Genomic DNA, 18,530 nt, shown 5'->3' with positions numbered 1-18,530 from the left:
GGTCAGTGGTCGGCGGGCCGGAGCGCGTACCGGACGGCGAGGGCGGTGCGGCTCCGGAGGTCCAGCTTGCGCAGGATCGCGCCCACGTGGGTCTCGACGGTGCGCTCGGAGAGGAACAGGAACGCGGCGATCTGCCGGTTGCTCATGCCCTGCGAGACCAGGCTCGCGACGGTGTGCTCCCGGGCGGTCAGCGGGTCCGTGCCGTGCTCCGGGACGGTATGCCGTGGGGCCGGCAGACCGGGTGTCCGGCCGGTGGGCACGGGGTCAGTGGGGGAGTCGGGGACCGAGACCGTCAGGGTGAGGATGTGCCGGATCTCGGCCTCCATCGACCGGTTGTTCGTCGCTGCCCGGATGCGGAGCAGCCTTCGGACCTCGTCATCGAGGTTCCGGACCGTCACGGTGGCCATGACGGCGATGCTAGCGGTGCTGGCATACCCGCACCAGAGGAATTCTTTGCGCGCGGATTACGCGTCGGCGCGGTCGTAGCTCGTGACCGTGGCGACGTGGAGCGGGAAGGTGATCGGGAAGGTGCCGAACAGCAGCCGACCGGCGCTCCGGGCGGACTCGCGGACGATGTCCACGACCTGTCCGGCGAGGTGCTCGGGGGCGTGGACCACGATCTCGTCGTGGAGGAAGAACACCAGGTGCGGGCGTCCCTCACCCGGCTGACCGACCGGCGGGGCGGGCTCGCCAGGGGTGACCGGCGGCAGCTCCCGCAGGCGGCGCCGCGTCTCGGCCATCCAGCACAGCGCCCACTCGGCCGCGGTGCCCTGCACCACGAAGTTGCGGGTGAACCGTCCCCGGTCGCGGGCCTGGCTGCGGGCCCGGCGCTCATCGGTCTGGACCGCGTCGGACTCCCCGGCCCGCCCCTGCACCTGCCGCCAGGACGGTCCGGGTGGTGGGCTGGTGCGACCCAGCCAGGTGCGGACCGTGCCGCCGCTCTCGCCGACCTGGGCGGCCCGGTCCACCAGCCCGGTGGCGCGGGGGTAGGCCCGGCGCAGCCGCGGCAGGATGGCGCCGGCCTCGCCCGCGGTCCCGCCGTAGAGGGCCGAGAGCATGCCGACCTTGGCCCGGTCTCGGGTGTCGACGACGCCCGAGGCGACCAGTCCGGCATACAGGTCACCGTCCCGTCCGGCCGACGCGAGCGCCTCGTCGGCGGCCATCCCCGCCAGGGCGCGCGGCTCGACCTGTGCCGCGTCCGCGACCACGAGCACCCAGCCCGGGTCGGCGACCACCGCCGCGCGGACCGCCTTGGGGATCTGCAGCGCCCCACCGCCGCTGGTCGCCCAGCGTCCGGTGACGACACCGCCGGGCACGTAGTCGGTGCGGAACCGACCCGGCCGACCGTCCACACCGGGCGTCACCCAGGTGTCCAGCCACGTCCACCCGTTGGCCGACAGGAGCCGGGCGAGGCGCTTGTACTCCAGCAGCGGCGCGACCACCGGGTGGGGCTTGTCGCGCAGCTCCCACTTGGCGGTGGACTGCAGGTCGAGCCCGGCGTTGCGCAGGGCCTTCAACAGCGCCGCCTGCGAGTCGGGGTTGAGCCCGGGTGAGGCCAGCAGCTCCCGCACCTGCGCGGCCAGCTGCTCCAGGCGGGCGGGGCGGAGCCCGGGGGCAGGGCGGGGGCCGAGCTCCGCGGTGAGGACGGCGTCGTGCCGGTCGCGGTCCCAGGGGAGACCGTCGGCGTGCATCTCGGCCGCGATCAGCGCACCGGCGGACTCGGCGGCGAGCAGCAGGCGCAGCCGCGACGGTGCGCTGCTGGTGGTGAGGGCGGACAGCTGCCGCTCGTACTCGGCGACGACCTCGGACAGGGCGGGTGTCTCGTCCGGGGTGAGGTCGTCCAGGAGGCTGGGTGCTGCGGACTGTGCCGGCGGGGGTGCCAGCCAGGCCGGGGCCGGCCAGGGGTCCGAGGTGGCCAGCTGAAGGATCGCGTGGCACAGGCGCAGGTCGTGGCAGCGCTCCACGCGCACACCGGCTGCCAGCAGGCGCGGGTAGAACGAGGCGGTGTCGGGCCACACCCACCGGACGCCGTCGCCCGACGACTCCCGGGTCCGGACCCAGGGGGCCAGGTCGTCCCAGCCGATCAGCTGTCCGCCGCCCGCCACGGCCGTCGGGTCGGTCACGAGCGCCCCCGCACGGGTCGGCACGAGCACCAGGTCCACGACAGGTGAGCGTATGCCGTGGGGCTGACACCCGCGTGCCACCGCACCGTGGTGGGGTCCCCGGTCGCGGACCGAAGGCAGGGGGCGGGACCTACACTGCCTGTCATGTTGGAGTGGGGACCCAAGAGCGGTGGGCTGGTGCCGATCCTGTTGGACGGGGAGCAGGTGGCCACCGTCGACCCCGAGTTCTGGCGCGAGGGCGCCGAGCTCGAGATCGGCGGCCGGACCTGGCAGTTCGCGCGCGACGGCCGGGACCGCGTCGCTCGGCTGCAGGGGAGTGCGGACCCCGCTCTCCGCGCGACCCGCCCCAGCTTCTTCAGCTCGGCGTGGGCGGTCCACGGTGAGGGAGTGGGCTACGAGGTCAGGCGCGCGAGCCTGTTCGGCAATGAGCACCTCGTCCTGCGCGAGGGCACTCCCGTCGGCACCGGCCGCACGGCCTCCTTCTGGTCGGGCCGCGCGACGCTCGACCTGGACCCTTCGGTGCCCCCGGTGCACCAGCTGTTCCTGCTCTGGATCTCCCACCTCATGCGGCAACGGGCCAACGCGGCGGCGGCCTCCGGCTGAGCGCTTCCGGGACCGTACTGTGGTGCCATGACTGAGATGACCTACCGCCCCCTGGGCGACTCCGGCCTGCGGGTGAGCACCGTCGGCATCGGCTGCAACGCGTTCGGTACCCGGATCGGCGGCGACCGGGTCCAGGAGATCGTCGACGCGGCGATCGAGGCGGGCATCACGCTGTTCGACACGGCCGACACCTACGGCCGGGGCGAGTCGGAGACGCTGCTGGGCGAGGCCCTGAACAACCGGCGCGACGACGTGGTGGTCGCGACCAAGTTCGGCATGGACATGCACGGTGCCAACGGTCCGGACTGGGGCGCCCGCGGCTCACGCCGCTACATCCGCAGGGCGGTCGAGGCGAGCCTGCGCCGCCTCGGCACCGACTGGATCGACCTGTACCAGCTGCATACCCCCGACCCGGCCACTCCCATGGAGGAGACCCTCGCTGCCCTGACCGAGCTGGTCACCGAGGGCAAGGTGCGCTACATCGGGTCCTCCAACCTCGCCGGCTGGCAGGTCGTGGACGCCGACTGGACGGCCCGGACCAGCGGCTACGCGCCGTTCGTCTCGGCGCAGAACAAGTACTCCCTGCTCGACCGCGAGGCGGAGGACGAGCTGGTGCCCGCGTGCGAGATGGTGGGCGTCGGGATCCTCCCGTTCTTCCCGCTCGAGTACGGCCTCCTCACGGGTAAGTACCGCCGCGACCAGGCGCCGCCGGAGGGCTCGCGCCTGGCCCTGGACAGCCAGGCCCAGCGTCTGGCGGGCGCGGACTGGGACGAGATCGAGCGGCTCGAGGCGTATGCCGAGCAGCGCGGCCTCACCATGCTGCAGGTCGCGATCGGGGGCCTGGCAGCCCAGCCCGCTGTCGCCTCCGTCATCGCCGGGGTGACCAGCTCCGACCAGGTCCGCAGCAACGCGGCCGCCGGCCTGTGGGAGCCCACCGCCGAGGACCTGGCCGAGCTCTGAGCGCTCGCCCCCCAGAAATCGGAGATCGGGGTATGCCGGTGCTACAGTACGTAGCCGCCGGTACACCTTGGGGCTGTGGCGCAGTTGGTAGCGCGTCTCGTTCGCAATGAGAAGGTCAGGGGTTCGAATCCCCTCAGCTCCACCCAAGTCGAGTCGTACGAAACCTGCCCCGCCCTGATGGCGGGGCAGTTTCATGTCCGGGGTTGCCGTGGTGAGGGGTTTGAGTGTTGCGAGCAGATGAGGCCGGGGCCCTGCGGGCTGCTCACGCCCGTTCCCGGATCCAGTGGGTGTTGCTCGCTGGCCTGATGGTGCTGCTGGCCGTCCTCCCGACCCTGCTCTACGTGGTGACAGATGGGCGCCTGGATCATCTGCTCGGGCGTGACGAGCAGGTGAGTGCCCGGGTGGACGCTATCCAGGAGGACGGGAAGTGCAGGTACCGGCCGAAGTACTGGGTCGAGGTCTCCTGGTCGGGGCACACTGCCGGAAGTGGCGGGTACAAGCGGTGCGGCGAGGTTCCGGAAGTTGTTGGCCAGACCGTTCAGGTCTGGGTCGGCCAGGACGGTGAACCCATCCCGTCGTCACCCACCACAGACCGCCTCGGTCTGGGGACGCTCGGGCTGGGCCTGGCAGCCATCGTCGGTGGACTCGCGGCCTACTTCGTGATCAGGGCGGGGCGCGCACGGATCGCACTGCTCAGAAGGGGTGGCAATCTGCTGCAGTCCGCGGTGCCGGTTGAGGTCTCGAACGGTCACCAGGGTCGGCCCCAGCTGCGCGCCACCGTCCCCACGTCCGAACTGGCCACCCACCCCTTCAGGATCACGGGGCTGGTCCACACCCGCCCCGGCTCGGCTCCGACGACCGGAAAGCTGCGCGACCTGGCGGGAACGTGGTCCCTCTCCCTGGCCACGGAGACCGGCTCGCGAGAGCGAATCGGCCTCCTCGAACGCGGTCAGGAGCGTTGTTGGGTCGCGCTCCGCCAAGCGTCAACCAGGTGACGACCGAGGCACCTCCGTCGTCAGTCAGTGGGCCGTTGCGCGGGGGAGCACCTGGCGAGACGCCCTGCGCACGGGCTCACGCAGCACGGGAAACACCAGGTGGGTGACCCGGTCGCCCTGCACGCAGACCCTCGGGTTGTCGAGCATGACGTCCTCGGACGAGAGATCGCCGAAGAATGGGCGGTTGCCCGCGCCCATCACCACCGGGACCAGGTCGACGGCCACCTCGTCCAGCAGCCCCAGGTCCAGGCACTGCCTGGCGATGGTTCCCCCGGTGACGGAGACGACCCGGTCGCCGGCAATCTCCTGGGCACGTGCGATGGCGGCCGGCACTCCGTCGGTCACGAAGGAGAACGGCGCGTCGGGGTGCGCGTCGACCCACTCCGAGGGCACGTGGTGCGTGACCACCACGACGGGGACGTCCAGCGAGTGCCGTCCCTTCCAGCCGTCAGTCACCTCGAACAGGGTGCGGCCACAGACCAGGACTCCCAGCTCGGAGACCCACCCCCGCCAGTGCTCCGTGCTCGCTGGGTTGAGGTGGACCTCGAAGTCCCCGGCCGGGGTCGGTATCGCCACCTCGCCGTTCTGGAGCCAGTCGAACAACCGGCCGATGGTGTTGTCCTGTTTGGCGACGTACCCATCCAGGGACATGATCGCCTGCGCCTGCACCGTGCCCATCGGTCTTCTCCTCGGTCGCCGTCCCTGACGCGTGTGTCGATGGAGTAGGGACTGCGGGTCCCGGCAGAACTCATCGGCTGACGTGGTGACGGGGCTCCGGACCGCCGACGGGTGTGGGCCCGTTGCGGGGGACTTGTCGTCCCGTCAGGACAGGCCGGTGATCGTCCCGTCGGGGGCCAGCTCGATCCGCTCGGCGTTCGGGTGCCGCGAGAGGCCCGGCATGGTGCGCATGTCGCCGGCGATCGCGTAGACATAGCCGGCGCCCACACTGGCGCGCACCTCGCGCACCGGGAGCCGCCACCCGCGTGGTGCGCCCATCAGGGTCGGGTCCGAGCTGATCGACAGGTGGGTCTTGGCGATGACGATCGGCAGGCCACCGAAGCCGGCGTCCTCATAGGTCTGCAACGCCGTCGTCGCGGCCGGTGAGTAGTCGACGCCGTCCGCGCCGTAGACCCTGGTCGCCACGGCCTCGATCTTCTCCGCGAGCGGGTCCTCCAGCGCGTAGGTGGGCGTGAAGTGGGTGGGCTCCTCGGCGGCGGCCAGCACCTCGCGCGCCAGGTCCTCCGCGCCGGCGCCACCCTCGGCGACGTGCCTGGTCACGGCGCAGCGGACGCCCAGCTCGGCGGCCAACCCTCGGATCACGTCGTGCTCGCTCTCGTGGTCCTGCGGGAAGGCGTTGATCGCCACGACCGGGCTCACCCCGAAGGAGCGGATGATCTCGACGTGGGCACGCAGGTTCTCCAGGCCGGCGCGGACCTCGTCCGGGTTCTCGGCGAGCAGCCGCTCGGGGAGCGGGCGCCCGGCCCTGATGTCGTAGTTGCCGGAGTGCACCTTCAGGGCGCGCACGGTGGCTACGACCACGGCGGCGTCCGGCTCCAGGCCGCCGACCCGGCACTTGACGTTGAAGAACCGCTCGGCCCCCATGTCGGCCCCGAAGCCCGCCTCCGTCACCACGACGTCCGCGTGGCTCAGCGCGACCTGGTCGGCGACGACCGACGACGTGCCGGTGGCGATGTTGCCGAAGGGGCCGCAGTGCACGAGGGCGGGGCCACCCTCCAACGTCTGCAGCAGGTTGGGCTTGAGGGCGTCCCGCAGGATGACCGCCATGGCGCCCGCGACCCCGAGGTCCTCGGCGCTGACCGGCTTGCCCTCGCCGGTGTAGCCGACGACGATCCGACCGAGCCGCGAGCGCAGGTCCTGGTAGGACGTGGCCAGGGTCATCAGCACCATCACCTCGGAGGCGGCGGTGATGTCGAAGCCGGTCTCGCGCACCAGCCCGTCGGCGCGGGTGCCCATCCCGACCACGATGTTGCGCAGGGACCGGTCGTTGACGTCCATCACGCGGCGCCAGGTGATGTTGCGCAGGTCGAGCCCGAGCTCGTTGCCGAAGTGCAGGTGGTTGTCGACTGCGGCAGCCAGCAGGTTGTGGGCGGCGGTGATCGCGTGGAAGTCACCGGTCAGGTGCAGGTTGAGCCGCTCCATCGGCACCACCTGGCTGTAGCCGCCGCCGGCCGCGCCGCCCTTGATCCCGAAGGTCGGCCCCATCGAGGGCTGGCGCAGGGTGGCCACGGCGTTGGAGCCCAGCCGTCGCAGCGCCTGCGTCAGGCCCACGACGGTCGTGGTCTTGCCCTCGCCGAGGGGGGTCGGGGTGATCGCCGACACCACGACATACGTCCCGCGGGGCTGCCCTTCCGCAGCGGCGAGGTCGATCTTGGCGACGTCCCGGCCGTACGGCTCGACGTGCTCGGCGGCGATCCCCAGGTCGTCGGCGACGTCGGCGATCGGGCGGAGTATGGCGGAGCTCGCGATCTCCAGGTCGCTCGGCAGGGGAGTGGGTCGGCTCATGGCTCAGAGCCTATGCACGACCCCCGTCGGTCACGCCGAGGAGTCCCGTCAGGGTCAGACGTAGAAGCCCTCGCGCAGGTTGATGCCGTGCTCCACCCAGGCCTTCAGGGCGTTCAGCATGCTGGTCCAGCCCTCGCAGTTGCCGAAGGCGTTCTCGGCCCCCTTGGCCGTGGGCTGCCAGCTGGACTCGGTGATGGTGACCAGCGTGCGGGTGTCGTCGTCGAGGGGCTCGAACTCGAAGGTGGTCGTGGTCCGGTCCGACTGGTCGATGGTGGCCTCCCCGCCCCAGCTGATGACGATGCGGCGCGGCGGATCCGCCTCGACCACGGTCACCGGGAACCGTCCCGGGAAGTCGTGGAAGTCCCACGTGACGTCCGCTCCGGCCTCGAGGCGGCCACGGGCGCCGCCGGTGGTGAAGTAGCGGGACAGCTGCTCCGGGTCGGCGACCGCCTCGAAGACCTCCGCGCACGGCCGTGCGACGCGCCCGGAGACGGTGAAGGACAGTTCGGTGAGCTGCGGTGTCGTTGTCATGTGATATTTATATAACATGTCGAAGGCAGCGCGCAAGAGGGAGTCCGTGGGTGCCGACCGCCCCGCGCGGAGGGACGTGACGCCCTCGGACACCGACGACGACCTCGTCTTCCGTGCGCTCGGCAACGCCACGCGCCGGCGGATGCTCGACGTCCTCCGCGACTCGCCCCGCACCACCGGAGAGCTGTGCGGGCAGTTCCCTGAGCTCGACCGGACGACGGTCCTGCAGCACCTGCGCGTGCTCGAGCGGGCGGACCTGGTCATCGGCCGGCGCGTCGGCCGGGAGCGGCACCTGACGCTGGCGCCGCAGCCGATCAAGCGCATCCACGACCGGTGGATCGGGGAGTACACCCGCGCCGCCGTCGCGTTGCTGGACGACCTCGACCGGCAGTGAGCCACGTCGTCAGGGCAGGGCGCGCTCGACGGCCACCGCCTGGTGCCGGTGCCCGACCGTCTCGTAGCCGACGATGACCACGAGGGGAGCGCCGGCTGCCAGCAGGATGCCGGTGCCGATGGAGGCGCCGGCGGCGACCGCGAGGACGGCTGCGGTCAGGACCGCCAGCGCGCCGACCACGAGCCAGGTGTGGAACGGGTCGAACTGGAGCAGCAGCAGCGAGTACAACGTGATGAGCGCGACGGTGAAGACCGCGACCGGCACCACCACGGTGAGGATGGCCCCGACGGGGCCGAGGTGGGCCTCGTGCTCGATGACGTTCGCCGCCACGTGCAGGCCCGCGCCGGTCGCGGCGAGGGAGCCGAACAGCACCATGTGGCCGTAACCCCAGGGGAAACCGCGCCGGCGGTGCGCCGCCAGGATCTCGCCCGACGGCATCGTGAAGTAGACCCACCACAGGCCGAAGGCGAGCATGACACCGCCCGAGGCCACGAGGACCGCCTCCACGCTCCAGCCCTGTTCCTCGACCACCGCCGAGATCGCCAGGATCGTGCCCAGGATGACCTCGCCCAGCGTGATGATCACCAGCAGGCTGTAGCGCTCGGCGATGTGGTGGGCGTGCCACGGTGTGCGGGCCCGTCGCTCCGCGATGGCGGGGATCGCCATCTCGAAGGTGACCAGCGCGACGGTCACCGCCACCGTGACCGGGAGCGGCGGATAGATGAAGATCTGGATCACCCAGGCCACCTGCGCGAGGGCGATGAGGCCGGCATAGGTCTGCGTTGCGGGGCGGCGCCGCGGGTCGTGCCTGCCCGCGCGCAGCCACAGCGCGATGGTCGAGACCCGCATGACCACGTAGCCGGCCACCACGATGCCGTTGTCGACGTGGAGCCCCTCGTCGATCGAGTGGAACAGGGCGGGCATCCCCAGGGCCATGACCAGCACCCCGAGCATCTGCACCATCGTGGCGACGCGGAAGAAGATGTCGTCGTTGTCGTATGCCGAGGCGAGCCAGGAGTAGTTGATCCAGGCCCAGCAGATCGCGAACAGGGAGAACGCGAAGGCGCCGACCGCCGCGGCGATGTGGCCCAGCTCGAGCAGGTGCGCCATCTGGGTGCCCGCCTGGCTGAAGGTGACGACCAGCGTGAGGTCGAAGAGCAGCTCGAGCGGCGTGGACGCGCGGTGTGTCTGGTCCGGGTCCCGGCCGGTCATCCGCTGGATCCGGTGGTCCCGCCCGGACGGCTGCGTCATGCCGCTCATGGTGACACGGCACGACGCGTCAGCGCGCGCAGAAGGGGCTCAGAACTGTCCGGCCCACAGGTGCGCCGTGGCCCAGCCGCGGTGCGGCCGCCACGCCTGCGACTGCTCCTCGGCGGACCGGGGCCCCGCCCCGTCGAGGGCGCGCCGCACGACAGCGTCGGAGGCGGGGAAGGCGTCGGGGTCACCCAGGGCGCGCAGCGCGAGGTACTCCACCGTCCACGGTCCGATGCCCGGCACCTCGAGCAACCGGGCGCGGGCGGTGCGCGGGGCGGTCCCGGGGCCCAGTCGGAACCCGTCGGCGAACAGGCCGGCGACCGCGTGCACGGTCGCTGCCCTCGCGGTCGTCAGCCCGACGGTGCCGCGCAGCTCCTCGAGCGGCGCACCGGCCAGGGTGTCGGCCGCGGGAAAGACCCGCAGGCCCTCCACCACGGCAGGGGAGTATGCCGCTCGCAGGCGTGCTCCGAAGAGCCTGGCCGAGGAGAGGGTCACCTGCTGGCCCAGCACGGTGTCGATGGCCGCCTCGAAGCCCGCCGGGTGCCGCAGCGGGCGCAGCGCCGGGAGCCGGGCGACCAGGGGTGCCAGGCGGGGGTCGGCGGCGAGGGTCGCGGCGACCGGTGTCGGGTCGGTGGCCAGGTCGAACCACCAGGTGACCACGTCGGCGGCCTCCTGCAGGACGGGGGCCGGCACCTCGAGGGTGATGCCCTCGGTGTCGAGGTGCAGGGTGACCGCGGTCGGTGCCCCGCCGAGGTCGAGCAGCCGTCGGTAGGTGCCGCTGACCGGTGCCCCCTGCCGACCAGCCGGCTGCTCGTGCGCGACGACCACCTCGCTGCCCGGCGTCGCGTGGTTGAGCAGGGTCGTCAGGACCGCACCCGACTCCAGCCCGCCGGTCGCGGGCAGCTCCCTGCATGTCACGAGGACATGCCTAGCACCTGCCCGTGACACCCTGCGGCGCACCCGCGGAACGGCACGTTCCCGGCACGAGCCGGAGGGGCCGGGGTGCGGGCCGGTGGGGGCAGGAGTGCGATGCTGGTCCTGAGCACAGTTGACTATGCACCGACCTGACCGGGGGCTGCCCGCGCGGCGAGCACGCCGGGGGTCGGTATCGGCAGGAAGGACGCACGAGATGGCCGTTGACCTCCGGGGCAGGAGCCTGTTGAGCCTGCGCGAGGAGACGCCGGAGGAGATCCGCCACCTGCTGGACCTCGCTGCCGAGCTCAAGGCCGCCAAGCGGGCCGGGACCGAGCAGCGCCGCCTGTCCGGCAGGAGCGTCGCCCTCATCTTCGAGAAGACCTCGACCCGCACGCGCAGCTCCTTCGAGGTCGCCGCCCACGACCAGGGCGGCGCGACGACGTTCCTGGAGCCGAAGTCCACCCAGATCGGCCACAAGGAGAGCATCCGCGACACGGCGCGCGTCCTCGGGCGCATGTTCGACGCCATCCAGTACCGCGGGGCGGACCAGTCGGTGGTGGAGGAGCTGGCCCGGTATGCCGGGGTGCCGGTCTACAACGGCCTCACCGACGACTGGCACCCCACCCAGATGCTGGCCGATGTGCTCACGATGATCGAGCACTGCGACAAGCCGCTGGAGCAGATCTCCTACGCCTACGTCGGGGACGCCCGCAACAACATGGGCAACTCATTGCTCCTCATCGGCGCCAAGCTCGGGATGGACGTGCGGATCGGGGCGCCCCGGGCGCTGCAGCCCACGGACGAGCTGGTCGCCCTGTGCCGTCAGATCGGTGAGGGCACCGGCGCCCGGCTCACCCTCACCGAGGACCCGCACGAGGCGGTCCGCGGGGTCGACTTCGTGCACACCGACATCTGGGTGTCCATGGGGGAGCCGGCCGCCGCCTGGGCGGAGCGGATCGACGTGCTCCTGCCCTACCAGGTCAACGCGGCGCTCATGGCCGCCACCGGCAACCCGGCCGCGAGGTTCATGCACTGCCTGCCGGCCTTCCATGACACAGGCACCGAGGTGGCGCGTGAGCTCGTGGAGCGCTACCCGCACCTCGCCGAGGGCGCCGAGGTCACCGACGAGGTCTTCGAGTCCGCGGCCAGCGTCGTGTTCGACCAGGCGGAGAACCGGATGCACACCATCAAGGCGCTGATGGTCGCCACCATCGCCGGGCCGGCATGAGCTCGGTCACCGGTGACCCAGCGCTCCGGGACCCCGCCCGCAAGGTGTCGTCGCGGGCGATCGCCTACTGGACCACGACCGCCCTGGTCTGGGAGGGGATCTTCCTGGCGGTCCTGGTGGTCGTCTACCTCTTCGTGCTGCCCGACCGCTGGTGGTGGGCCACGGTCATCCTGGCCCTTGCCGTCGCCGGGGCGCTGGTGGAGATCCTCGTCGTGCCGCGGTTCAAGTACGCCGTGCACCGCTGGGAGGTCACCGACACCGCGATCTACACCCGGTCGGGCTGGCTCAACGTGGAGCAGCGCATCGCACCGCTGTCCCGGGTGCAGACCGTCGACTCCGAGCAGGGGGCCATCCAACGGATGTTCCGTCTCGCCTCGATCACGGTGACCACGGCCTCGGCGGCCGGCGCGATCGAGATCAAGTGCCTCGACCAGGACGAGGCCCGGCGCGTCGTCGCCGACCTCACCGAGATCACCGGGCGTGACGAGGGCGACGCGACATGACCCTGCCCCCGCGGGACGACGGTCGGGACGGTGCCCTGGACACGCCGCCCACCGGACCTGCCTACGACCTGCCTGCGCCGCAGGCGGTCCGGGACCGCGAGTGGCACCGGCAGTCGCCGCGGATGCTGTTCATCCACCCGGTGAAGGTCCTCTGGTCGATGGCGGTGCCGATCGTCATCGCCTTCGTCGGGATCCGCCAGTCCGCGGACACGACCTGGTCCGTGCGACTCCTGCCGGTCCTGGTCCTCGGGGCCCTGGCCCTCGGTGTCATCCCCTGGTTCACCACGCGCTACCGGTTCACCGAGACCCAGCTGCAGGTGAAGACGGGGCTGATCAACAGGTCGGAGAAGACCGCGCCGTTGGACCGCGTCCGGAGCGTCGACCTCGAGTCGCCGCCGTTGCACCGCATCCTGGGCCTGGCGCGGGCCCGGATCGGCACCGGCGTGGACGAGTCCCGCGTGGAGCTCGACGGGCTGGCCAGGGAGGACGCGGGCCAGTTGCGCGAGTACCTCCTCCTGCGCGGCGCCGGGGCGCGCGGCGCCCAGCAGACTGCGGCGCGGAGCCCCGGGGATGCGTCGCTCGGGAGTGAGGGGGACGTGCCCGGACTCCAGGGAGCCCCCGGAGCCCAGGGCTCCCCGGAGCCCGGGCTGCCCCCGCCCCCGCCAGCGCAGCGCCCGGGACCCCTCCGGCCGGAGGAGGTCCTCGCCGAGATCGACTGGTCCTGGTTGCGGTTCGCGCCCTTCAGCCTGTCCAGCCTGGTCATCGTGGCGACCGCGCTCGGTGTGCTCTTCCAGTTCGGTGACGACTTCGGCGTCCTGAGCCAGGACCGGGTGACCGGCACCTACGAGTGGGTGCTCGCCCAGGCGCTCGTCGCGATCGTCCTGGTGGGGCTGTTCGTCCTCCTCGTCGGCTGGCTCGTGGTCTCCACCCTCAACTACGTGCTCCAGTGGTGGAACCTGCGCCTGGTGCGTGAGCCGGGTGGCACGATCCGGTTGACCCGCGGCCTGCTGACGACCACGTCCACGACGGTCGAGGAGGCCCGCATCCGTGGGGTCCAGCTGACCGAACCGCTGCTGCTGCGGGCCGTCGGCGGTGGCGAGCTGACGTCGCTGGCGACCGGCGTGGGCACGGGCGGCACGACCAAACTGCTGCCGCCGTGCCCCCGCCCGGTGGCGGAGTCGGTCGGCCACAGCGTGCTGGGCACGGGGGAGCGTCTGCTCGACCCGACCGGTGACACCCCGCGGGACCCGGGCACGGGTGGCGACGGACGGCTCGACGGGCCGCTGACGGTGCCGGTCCGCAGCCACGGACCCGCCGCTCACCGCCGGATCCTCGTCCAGAGCCAGTGGGCCACCGCGTTCCTCACCGGCGTCGCCGCCGGGCTGACCTGGTGGCTGGGGTGGGACTGGTGGGTCGTCGCGGCCGTGGCTGCCGGGACCGGGCTGGCCAGCCTCGGTCTGGGCGAGCTGTCCTACCGCAACCTCGGCCACCAGCTCACCCCGGAGCACCTGGTGAGCCGCTCAGGGGCCCTGCAGCGGCAGCGCGTCGTGCTCGAGCGCGCGGGGGTCATCGGCTGGGTGGTCCGGCAGTCGTTCTTCCAGCGGCGCCGCGGCCTCGCCGACCTGCTCGCCACGACGGCCGCGGGCCCCGAGGTCGTCACCGTCGCCAACATCCCGCTGCCGTGGGCCCTGGAGCTCGCGAGCCGCACCACCCCCACCGTGGTCGACCAGTTCCGGTCGACCGGAGAGGAGCCGTGATGGCCGAGGACCTCACCCGGATCTACGACCGGGCCACGTTCCTGTTCGAGAACAAGGAGTACGCCAAGGCCGCCGGGCTGTTCGCCCAGCTGGTCGCCGAGGAGCCCGACCACCTCGAGGTGCGTATGCTGCTGGCCCGCTCCTACTACCACTCCGCCCAGCTCGGCCGGGCAGAGGAGGTGCTCACCGCCGTCGTCGGCCGCTGGCCCACTGAGGCCTACGCGCACCTCCTGCTGGCCCGCACGCTGCAGCGCTCCGGACGTGCCGAGGAGGGCAAGCAGCACCTCCTGCTGGCCGAGGCGATGGGCCTGACGGAGTAGCCGGTCAGGTCCAGAAGTCGAACCACATCCGCAGGGTCCACTGGTCCCGCGGGATCGTCTGGGCGGTGTAGACGGGGTAGTACCAGACGAACAGTGCGACCGCCGCCGTCACGTAGAGCACCACGATCGCCGCCCCCCACCGCCGGCGCACGAGCGGGTCCTCCGCGCGTCCGTGGACCAGGGCCAGGCAGTAGGTCACCACCAGCACCAGCCACGGCACGAACGCCACCGCGTAGAAGCTGTAGATGGTGCGGGTCTGGTAGAGGAACCACGGCAGCCAGCCGGCGATGATGCCCGACAGCGCGGCACCGGCCCGCCAGTCCCGCCCGATGAGCCACATGAACGCGACCACCAGCAGCCCCGCGGTGGCCCCCCACCAGACGAACAGGTTGCCCAGCGAGGCGATGTAGGTGACGCAGTCGGTCGCGGTGCAGCCGTCCTCCCCGAGCTTCGGCCAGCGTGAGTAGAACAGGGTCGGGCGCCCCTGGACGATCCAGGACCACGGGTTGGAGGACCACGCGTGCTCGTTGGCCAGGCCGACGTGGAAGCTCATCACCTCCTGGTGGTAGGACCACAGCGAGCGCAGCGGGTCCGGCACCAGCGAGGCGAGACCGAGGACCGGGTTCTCGCTGGCCCACTGCCGTTTGTAGCCGTGGTCGGTGAGGAACCACCCGGCCCAGCTGGCCACGTAGGTGACCAGAGCCACCGGGACCAGCTGGACGAAGGCCGGTATGCCGTCGCGCACCACCGAGCCGAGGAACCACTTCTCCGCCCCGGCGGCGCGGCGCGCCCCCATGTCCCACCACACGGTCATCAGGCCGAACGCGGCCAGGAAGAACAGGCCCGACCACTTGGTCCCGACGCACAGCCCCAGGCTGACCCCGGCGGCCACCCGCCACCAGCGGATACCGAGGCCCGGGCCCCACGTCATATTCCCCGGTGGTGGCGCCAACGCAGCGACCCGCGCGGCGAGACGTCGGCGACCCTGCTCCCGGTCGGCGAGCAGCAGACAGAACGCGGCCAGGGCCCAGAACATCACGAAGACGTCGAGCAGGCCGGTGCGGGAGTGGACGAAGTGGTGGCCGTCCGAGGCGAGCAGGGTGGCGGCGGCCGTGGCCAGCAGGGGGTTGCGGAACATCCGCCAGGCGGCGCGACCGACCATCAGGATCGACAGGGTCCCCACCACCGCCGCGGCCACCCGCCAGCTGAACGGGTCCTCCACCCCGAACAGCCACTCGCCCAGGCCGATCATCCACTTGCCCACGGGTGGGTGGACCACCATGTCCGGCGTGCTGCCGAACACGTCCGGGTTGCCGGCCGTGAAGAGCACGTCGGGCTCCTCGAGCCCCTCGCGGACCTCCATCTCGGTCCCGTACTCGATGAGGGACCAGCCCTGCTTGACGTAGTAGGTCTCGTCGAAGATCAGCGAGGAGGGGTGCCCGAGGTTGACGAACCGGACGATGCCGCCGAGCACCATGACCAGGAGCGGTCCCCACCAGCCCCAGGCGGCGGACCGTGCACCGGCCGCCGGCCCGAGCAGGCGCGCGCGGAGACGGGAGAGCCCCCCGGTCGGTTCGGTCACGGCGCTCATAGTAGGCGGCAGAACCTGTGAGATCCTCAACACAGGCGCAGGTAGCGGCGGGTATCCGTCAACGGGCGGCAGGCCGAGTAGTACAGTCCTGACCGTGGCCACCTCAACGATCTCCGCAGGCAAGCGGCCCAGGACACGGAGCATCCTGCTCAAGACGGTGATGGCCGTCACGGGGCTGATCTTCGTCGGGTTCATCCTCGCGCACATGTACGGCAACCTCATGATCTTTGCCGGCGAGGACAGCTTCAACGAGTACGCACACCACCTGCGCGAGTTCGGCACGCCGATGCTGCCGGAGTCCGGGTTCCTCTGGATCATGCGCATCACGCTGCTGGTCAGCGTCGTGCTGCACGCCGCGTCCGCCTTCATCCTGTGGGGCCGCGCGGGCAAGGCACGCTCGGTCCGCTACATCCAGCGGCGGGGCGAGTGGGCGACCTTCGTCAAGCGCTCGATGCGCTGGGGCGGGGTCGCGCTGCTGGTCTTCGTGGTCTTCCACCTGCTGCACTTCACGACGCACACCATCAACATCGGTGGCACCCACGACACGCCCGCCGGGCGGCTGGTCGCCAGCTTCGGGGTCTGGTGGGCCGTCCTCATCTACCTGTTCGCGGTCGCCTGCCTCGGCATGCACCTGCTGCACGGCATCTGGTCGGCCGGCATGACGCTGGGGCTCAACACCAGCCTCGACATGGCCGAGCGCCTGCGCCTGGTGTCCATTCTCGTGACGGTGGTCGTCGTGGTCGGCTTCGCGCTGCCGCCGGTCGCCATCTTCCTCGGACTCATTCCATGACCGGTCGGCACGACAGGACGGAGCAGACACGATGACCGCACCCCTGATCGAGGGTCTCTACCGCGAGGGTGACCCCATCGCCGACACCGCGGCCCCTGCGGGCCCGATCGCCGAGAAGTGGACCAAGCACCAGTTCGACAACAACCTGGTCAACCCGGCCAACCGGCGCAAGCTCGACGTGATCATCGTCGGAACCGGCCTGGCGGGCGCCTCTGCGGGCGCGACGCTCGGCGAGGCGGGCTACAACGTCAAGTCGTTCTGCTACCAGGACAGCCCGCGCCGGGCCCACTCGATCGCCGCCCAGGGCGGGATCAACGCGGCGAAGAACTACAAGGGCGACGGCGACTCGATCTACCGTCTCTTCTACGACACCGTCAAGGGCGGCGACTACCGCTCCCGGGAGACCAACGTCTACCGGCTGGCCGAGGTCAGTGCCGACATCATCGACCAGTGCGTCGCCCAGGGCGTGCCGTTCGCGCGCGAGTACGGCGGTCTGCTGGACAACCGCTCCTTCGGTGGCGTCCAGGTCTCCCGCACCTTCTACGCCCGCGGTCAGACCGGCCAGCAGCTGCTCATCGGCGCCTACCAGGCCCTGGAGCGGCAGATCGCCGCCGGGACCGTCAAGATGTACGCGCGTCACGAGATGCTCGAGCTGATCGTCGTGGACGGCAAGGCCCGCGGCATCATCGCCCGTGACATGGTCACCGGTGAGATCGAGACCCACCTGGCGGACGCGGTCGTGCTCGCCTCCGGCGGCTACGGCAACGTCTACTACCTGTCGACCAACGCGATGGGCTGCAACGTCACCGCCAACTGGCGGGCCCACCGCAAGGGTGCCTATTTCGCCAACCCCTGCTACACGCAGATCCACCCGACGTGCATCCCGGTGGCCGGTGACCACCAGTCCAAGCTGACCCTCATGTCGGAGTCGCTGCGCAACGACGGCCGCATCTGGGTGCCCAAGCGCCGCGAGGACTGCGACAAGGACCCCCGGGAGATCCCTGAGGAGGACCGCGACTACTACCTGGAGCGGATCTACCCCGCCTTCGGCAACCTGGTGCCGCGTGACATCGCCTCTCGTCAGGCCAAGAACATGTGCGACGAGGGCCGCGGTGTCGGCCCCAAGGTCGGTGACTTCCGCCGGGGTGTCTACCTCGACTTCAAGGAGGCCATCGGCCGACTCGGCGAGGACGCCGTGCGGGCCAAGTACGGCAACCTGTTCGACATGTACAAGCAGATCACCGGTGAGGACCCCTACCAGGTGCCGATGCGCATCTACCCGGCGGTCCACTACACGATGGGTGGCCTCTGGGTCGACTACGACCTGCAGTCCAACGTGCCGGGGCTGTTCGTCACCGGCGAGGCCAACTTCTCCGACCACGGCGCCAACCGCCTCGGCGCCTCGGCGCTGATGCAGGGGCTCGCCGACGGCTACTTCGTGCTGCCCAACACGATCCGCAACTACCTGGCCAACGGACCGTTCGAGAAGGTCGACCTGACGCACCCGGCCGTGGTCGAGGCGCAGGACTCCGTCGAGGGCCGGATCCAGGAGCTGCTCGGCATCAACGGTGAGCGTTCGGTCGACTCCTTCCACAAGGAGCTCGGCAACATCATGTGGGAGTACTGCGGCATGGAGCGCACCGAGGAGGGCCTGCGCAAGGCGATCGACCTGATCCGCTCGCTGCGCGAGGAGTTCTGGCGCAACGTGCGCGTGCTCGGGTCCGCCGACACACTCAACCAGTCGCTGGAGAAGGCCGGCCGCGTGGCCGACTTCCTCGAGCTGGGGGAGCTGATGTGCATCGACGCGCTCCACCGGCGCGAGTCCTGCGGCGGTCACTTCCGTGCCGAGTCCCAGACCGAGGACGGTGAGGCGCTGCGCCACGACGACGAGTTCGCCTACGTCGGCGCGTGGGGCTGGGGCGGTGACGACGGCAGTCCGATCCTGCACAAGGAAGACCTGCAGTACGAGTTCATCGAGCTGAAGCAACGGAGTTACAAGTGATGTCCACCCCACAAAGCCACCCCGCGAAGTGCTCGCTGGCG

18 protein-coding genes and 1 tRNA gene are annotated in these 18,530 nt (G+C 71.2%); 11 read left to right on the top strand and 8 right to left on the bottom strand.

Annotated features, from left to right (window positions below; translation table 11 throughout):
* Positions 1-2: 2 nt before the first annotated feature.
* Complete coding sequence (locus DA085_RS12750; protein WP_109473365.1) at positions 3-407, bottom strand: helix-turn-helix domain-containing protein; 405 nt, start codon at positions 405-407, stop codon at positions 3-5.
* 57 nt (positions 408-464) lie between these two features.
* A complete protein-coding gene (locus tag DA085_RS12745) occupies positions 465-2,162 on the bottom strand; it encodes a bifunctional 3'-5' exonuclease/DNA polymerase (RefSeq protein ID WP_109473364.1) in 1,698 nt (565 codons plus the stop codon).
* A 105-nt stretch (positions 2,163-2,267) separates the two neighbouring features.
* Here DA085_RS12745 and DA085_RS12740 point away from each other — a divergent pair, with 105 nt between their 5' ends.
* The 4 genes from DA085_RS12740 (at position 2,268) to DA085_RS12725 (ending at position 4,681) form a co-directional block, all read left to right on the top strand.
* Entirely contained in the window at positions 2,268-2,726 is a 459-nt protein-coding gene (locus DA085_RS12740; RefSeq protein WP_109473363.1) for a hypothetical protein, read from the top strand.
* Positions 2,727-2,753: 27 nt separating this feature from the next.
* Entirely contained in the window at positions 2,754-3,686 is a 933-nt protein-coding gene (locus DA085_RS12735; protein WP_202619219.1) for an aldo/keto reductase, read from the top strand.
* A 69-nt stretch (positions 3,687-3,755) separates the two neighbouring features.
* Positions 3,756-3,828, top strand: a tRNA-Ala gene (locus DA085_RS12730).
* Positions 3,829-3,910: 82 nt separating this feature from the next.
* Positions 3,911-4,681: a hypothetical protein gene (locus tag DA085_RS12725; protein WP_154402192.1), complete on the top strand. Its 771-nt coding sequence runs from the start codon at positions 3,911-3,913 to the stop codon at positions 4,679-4,681.
* A 24-nt stretch (positions 4,682-4,705) separates the two neighbouring features.
* Here DA085_RS12725 and DA085_RS12720 read toward each other — a convergent pair whose 3' ends face one another.
* The 3 genes from DA085_RS12720 to DA085_RS12710 form a co-directional block, all read right to left on the bottom strand.
* Positions 4,706-5,359 (bottom strand): dihydrofolate reductase family protein, encoded by a 654-nt coding sequence (locus tag DA085_RS12720; protein ID WP_109473360.1) that lies wholly within the window; start codon positions 5,357-5,359, stop codon positions 4,706-4,708.
* Between the two features lie 144 nt (positions 5,360-5,503).
* Positions 5,504-7,204, bottom strand: a complete 1,701-nt coding sequence (locus DA085_RS12715; protein WP_109473359.1) for a formate--tetrahydrofolate ligase — start codon at positions 7,202-7,204, stop codon at positions 5,504-5,506.
* Between the two features lie 54 nt (positions 7,205-7,258).
* Complete coding sequence (locus tag DA085_RS12710) at positions 7,259-7,735, bottom strand: SRPBCC family protein (protein ID WP_109473358.1); 477 nt, start codon at positions 7,733-7,735, stop codon at positions 7,259-7,261.
* Positions 7,736-7,751: 16 nt separating this feature from the next.
* On the opposite strand from DA085_RS12710, the gene DA085_RS12705 reads away from it, so the two are divergent.
* Positions 7,752-8,129 carry an ArsR/SmtB family transcription factor gene (locus DA085_RS12705; RefSeq protein WP_109473357.1) on the top strand — a complete coding sequence of 126 codons (378 nt, stop codon included), beginning with the start codon at positions 7,752-7,754 and terminating at the stop codon, positions 8,127-8,129.
* 9 nt (positions 8,130-8,138) lie between these two features.
* Here DA085_RS12705 and DA085_RS12700 read toward each other — a convergent pair whose 3' ends face one another.
* Both DA085_RS12700 and DA085_RS12695 read right to left on the bottom strand, forming a co-directional pair.
* Positions 8,139-9,380 carry a low temperature requirement protein A gene (locus DA085_RS12700; protein ID WP_109473356.1) on the bottom strand — a complete coding sequence of 414 codons (1,242 nt, stop codon included), beginning with the start codon at positions 9,378-9,380 and terminating at the stop codon, positions 8,139-8,141.
* 48 nt (positions 9,381-9,428) lie between these two features.
* Entirely contained in the window at positions 9,429-10,301 is an 873-nt protein-coding gene (locus DA085_RS12695; protein ID WP_154402191.1) for a DNA-3-methyladenine glycosylase family protein, read from the bottom strand.
* Positions 10,302-10,512: 211 nt separating this feature from the next.
* Here DA085_RS12695 and DA085_RS12690 point away from each other — a divergent pair, with 211 nt between their 5' ends.
* The 4 genes from DA085_RS12690 to DA085_RS12675 are packed head-to-tail and all read left to right on the top strand — an operon-like array spanning position 10,513 to position 14,106.
* Positions 10,513-11,526 carry an ornithine carbamoyltransferase gene (locus tag DA085_RS12690; protein WP_109473354.1) on the top strand — a complete coding sequence of 338 codons (1,014 nt, stop codon included), beginning with the start codon at positions 10,513-10,515 and terminating at the stop codon, positions 11,524-11,526.
* Positions 11,523-12,029 carry a PH domain-containing protein gene (locus tag DA085_RS12685; RefSeq protein WP_109473353.1) on the top strand — a complete coding sequence of 169 codons (507 nt, stop codon included), beginning with the start codon at positions 11,523-11,525 and terminating at the stop codon, positions 12,027-12,029. Before DA085_RS12690 ends, DA085_RS12685 begins: the two co-directional genes overlap by 4 nt.
* On the top strand, positions 12,026-13,786 hold the full coding sequence (locus tag DA085_RS12680) for a PH domain-containing protein (protein WP_109473352.1): 1,761 nt from the start codon (positions 12,026-12,028) through the stop codon (positions 13,784-13,786). Before DA085_RS12685 ends, DA085_RS12680 begins: the two co-directional genes overlap by 4 nt.
* Positions 13,786-14,106: a tetratricopeptide repeat protein gene (locus tag DA085_RS12675; RefSeq protein WP_109473351.1), complete on the top strand. Its 321-nt coding sequence runs from the start codon at positions 13,786-13,788 to the stop codon at positions 14,104-14,106. The genes DA085_RS12680 and DA085_RS12675 overlap by 1 nt, the downstream gene beginning before the upstream one ends.
* A gap of 4 nt (positions 14,107-14,110) precedes the next feature.
* Here the strand turns inward: DA085_RS12675 and DA085_RS12670 are convergent, their stop codons facing one another.
* A complete protein-coding gene (locus tag DA085_RS12670; protein ID WP_202619218.1) occupies positions 14,111-15,697 on the bottom strand; it encodes a dolichyl-phosphate-mannose--protein mannosyltransferase in 1,587 nt (528 codons plus the stop codon).
* Between the two features lie 94 nt (positions 15,698-15,791).
* On the opposite strand from DA085_RS12670, the gene DA085_RS12665 reads away from it, so the two are divergent.
* A complete protein-coding gene (locus DA085_RS12665; RefSeq protein WP_109473350.1) occupies positions 15,792-16,487 on the top strand; it encodes a succinate dehydrogenase cytochrome b subunit in 696 nt (231 codons plus the stop codon).
* A gap of 31 nt (positions 16,488-16,518) precedes the next feature.
* Positions 16,519-18,489, top strand: coding sequence for a fumarate reductase/succinate dehydrogenase flavoprotein subunit (locus DA085_RS12660; protein ID WP_109473349.1), 1,971 nt, complete (start codon positions 16,519-16,521; stop codon positions 18,487-18,489).
* The last annotated feature ends 41 nt before the right edge of the window (positions 18,490-18,530 follow it).

It is taken from the genome of Ornithinimicrobium cavernae, from assembly GCF_003121625.1.
Lineage (GTDB): Bacteria > Actinomycetota > Actinomycetes > Actinomycetales > Dermatophilaceae > Ornithinicoccus > Ornithinicoccus cavernae.
Note: the sequence above shows the minus strand (reverse complement) of the source record. Positions and strands in the feature narration are given on the sequence as shown.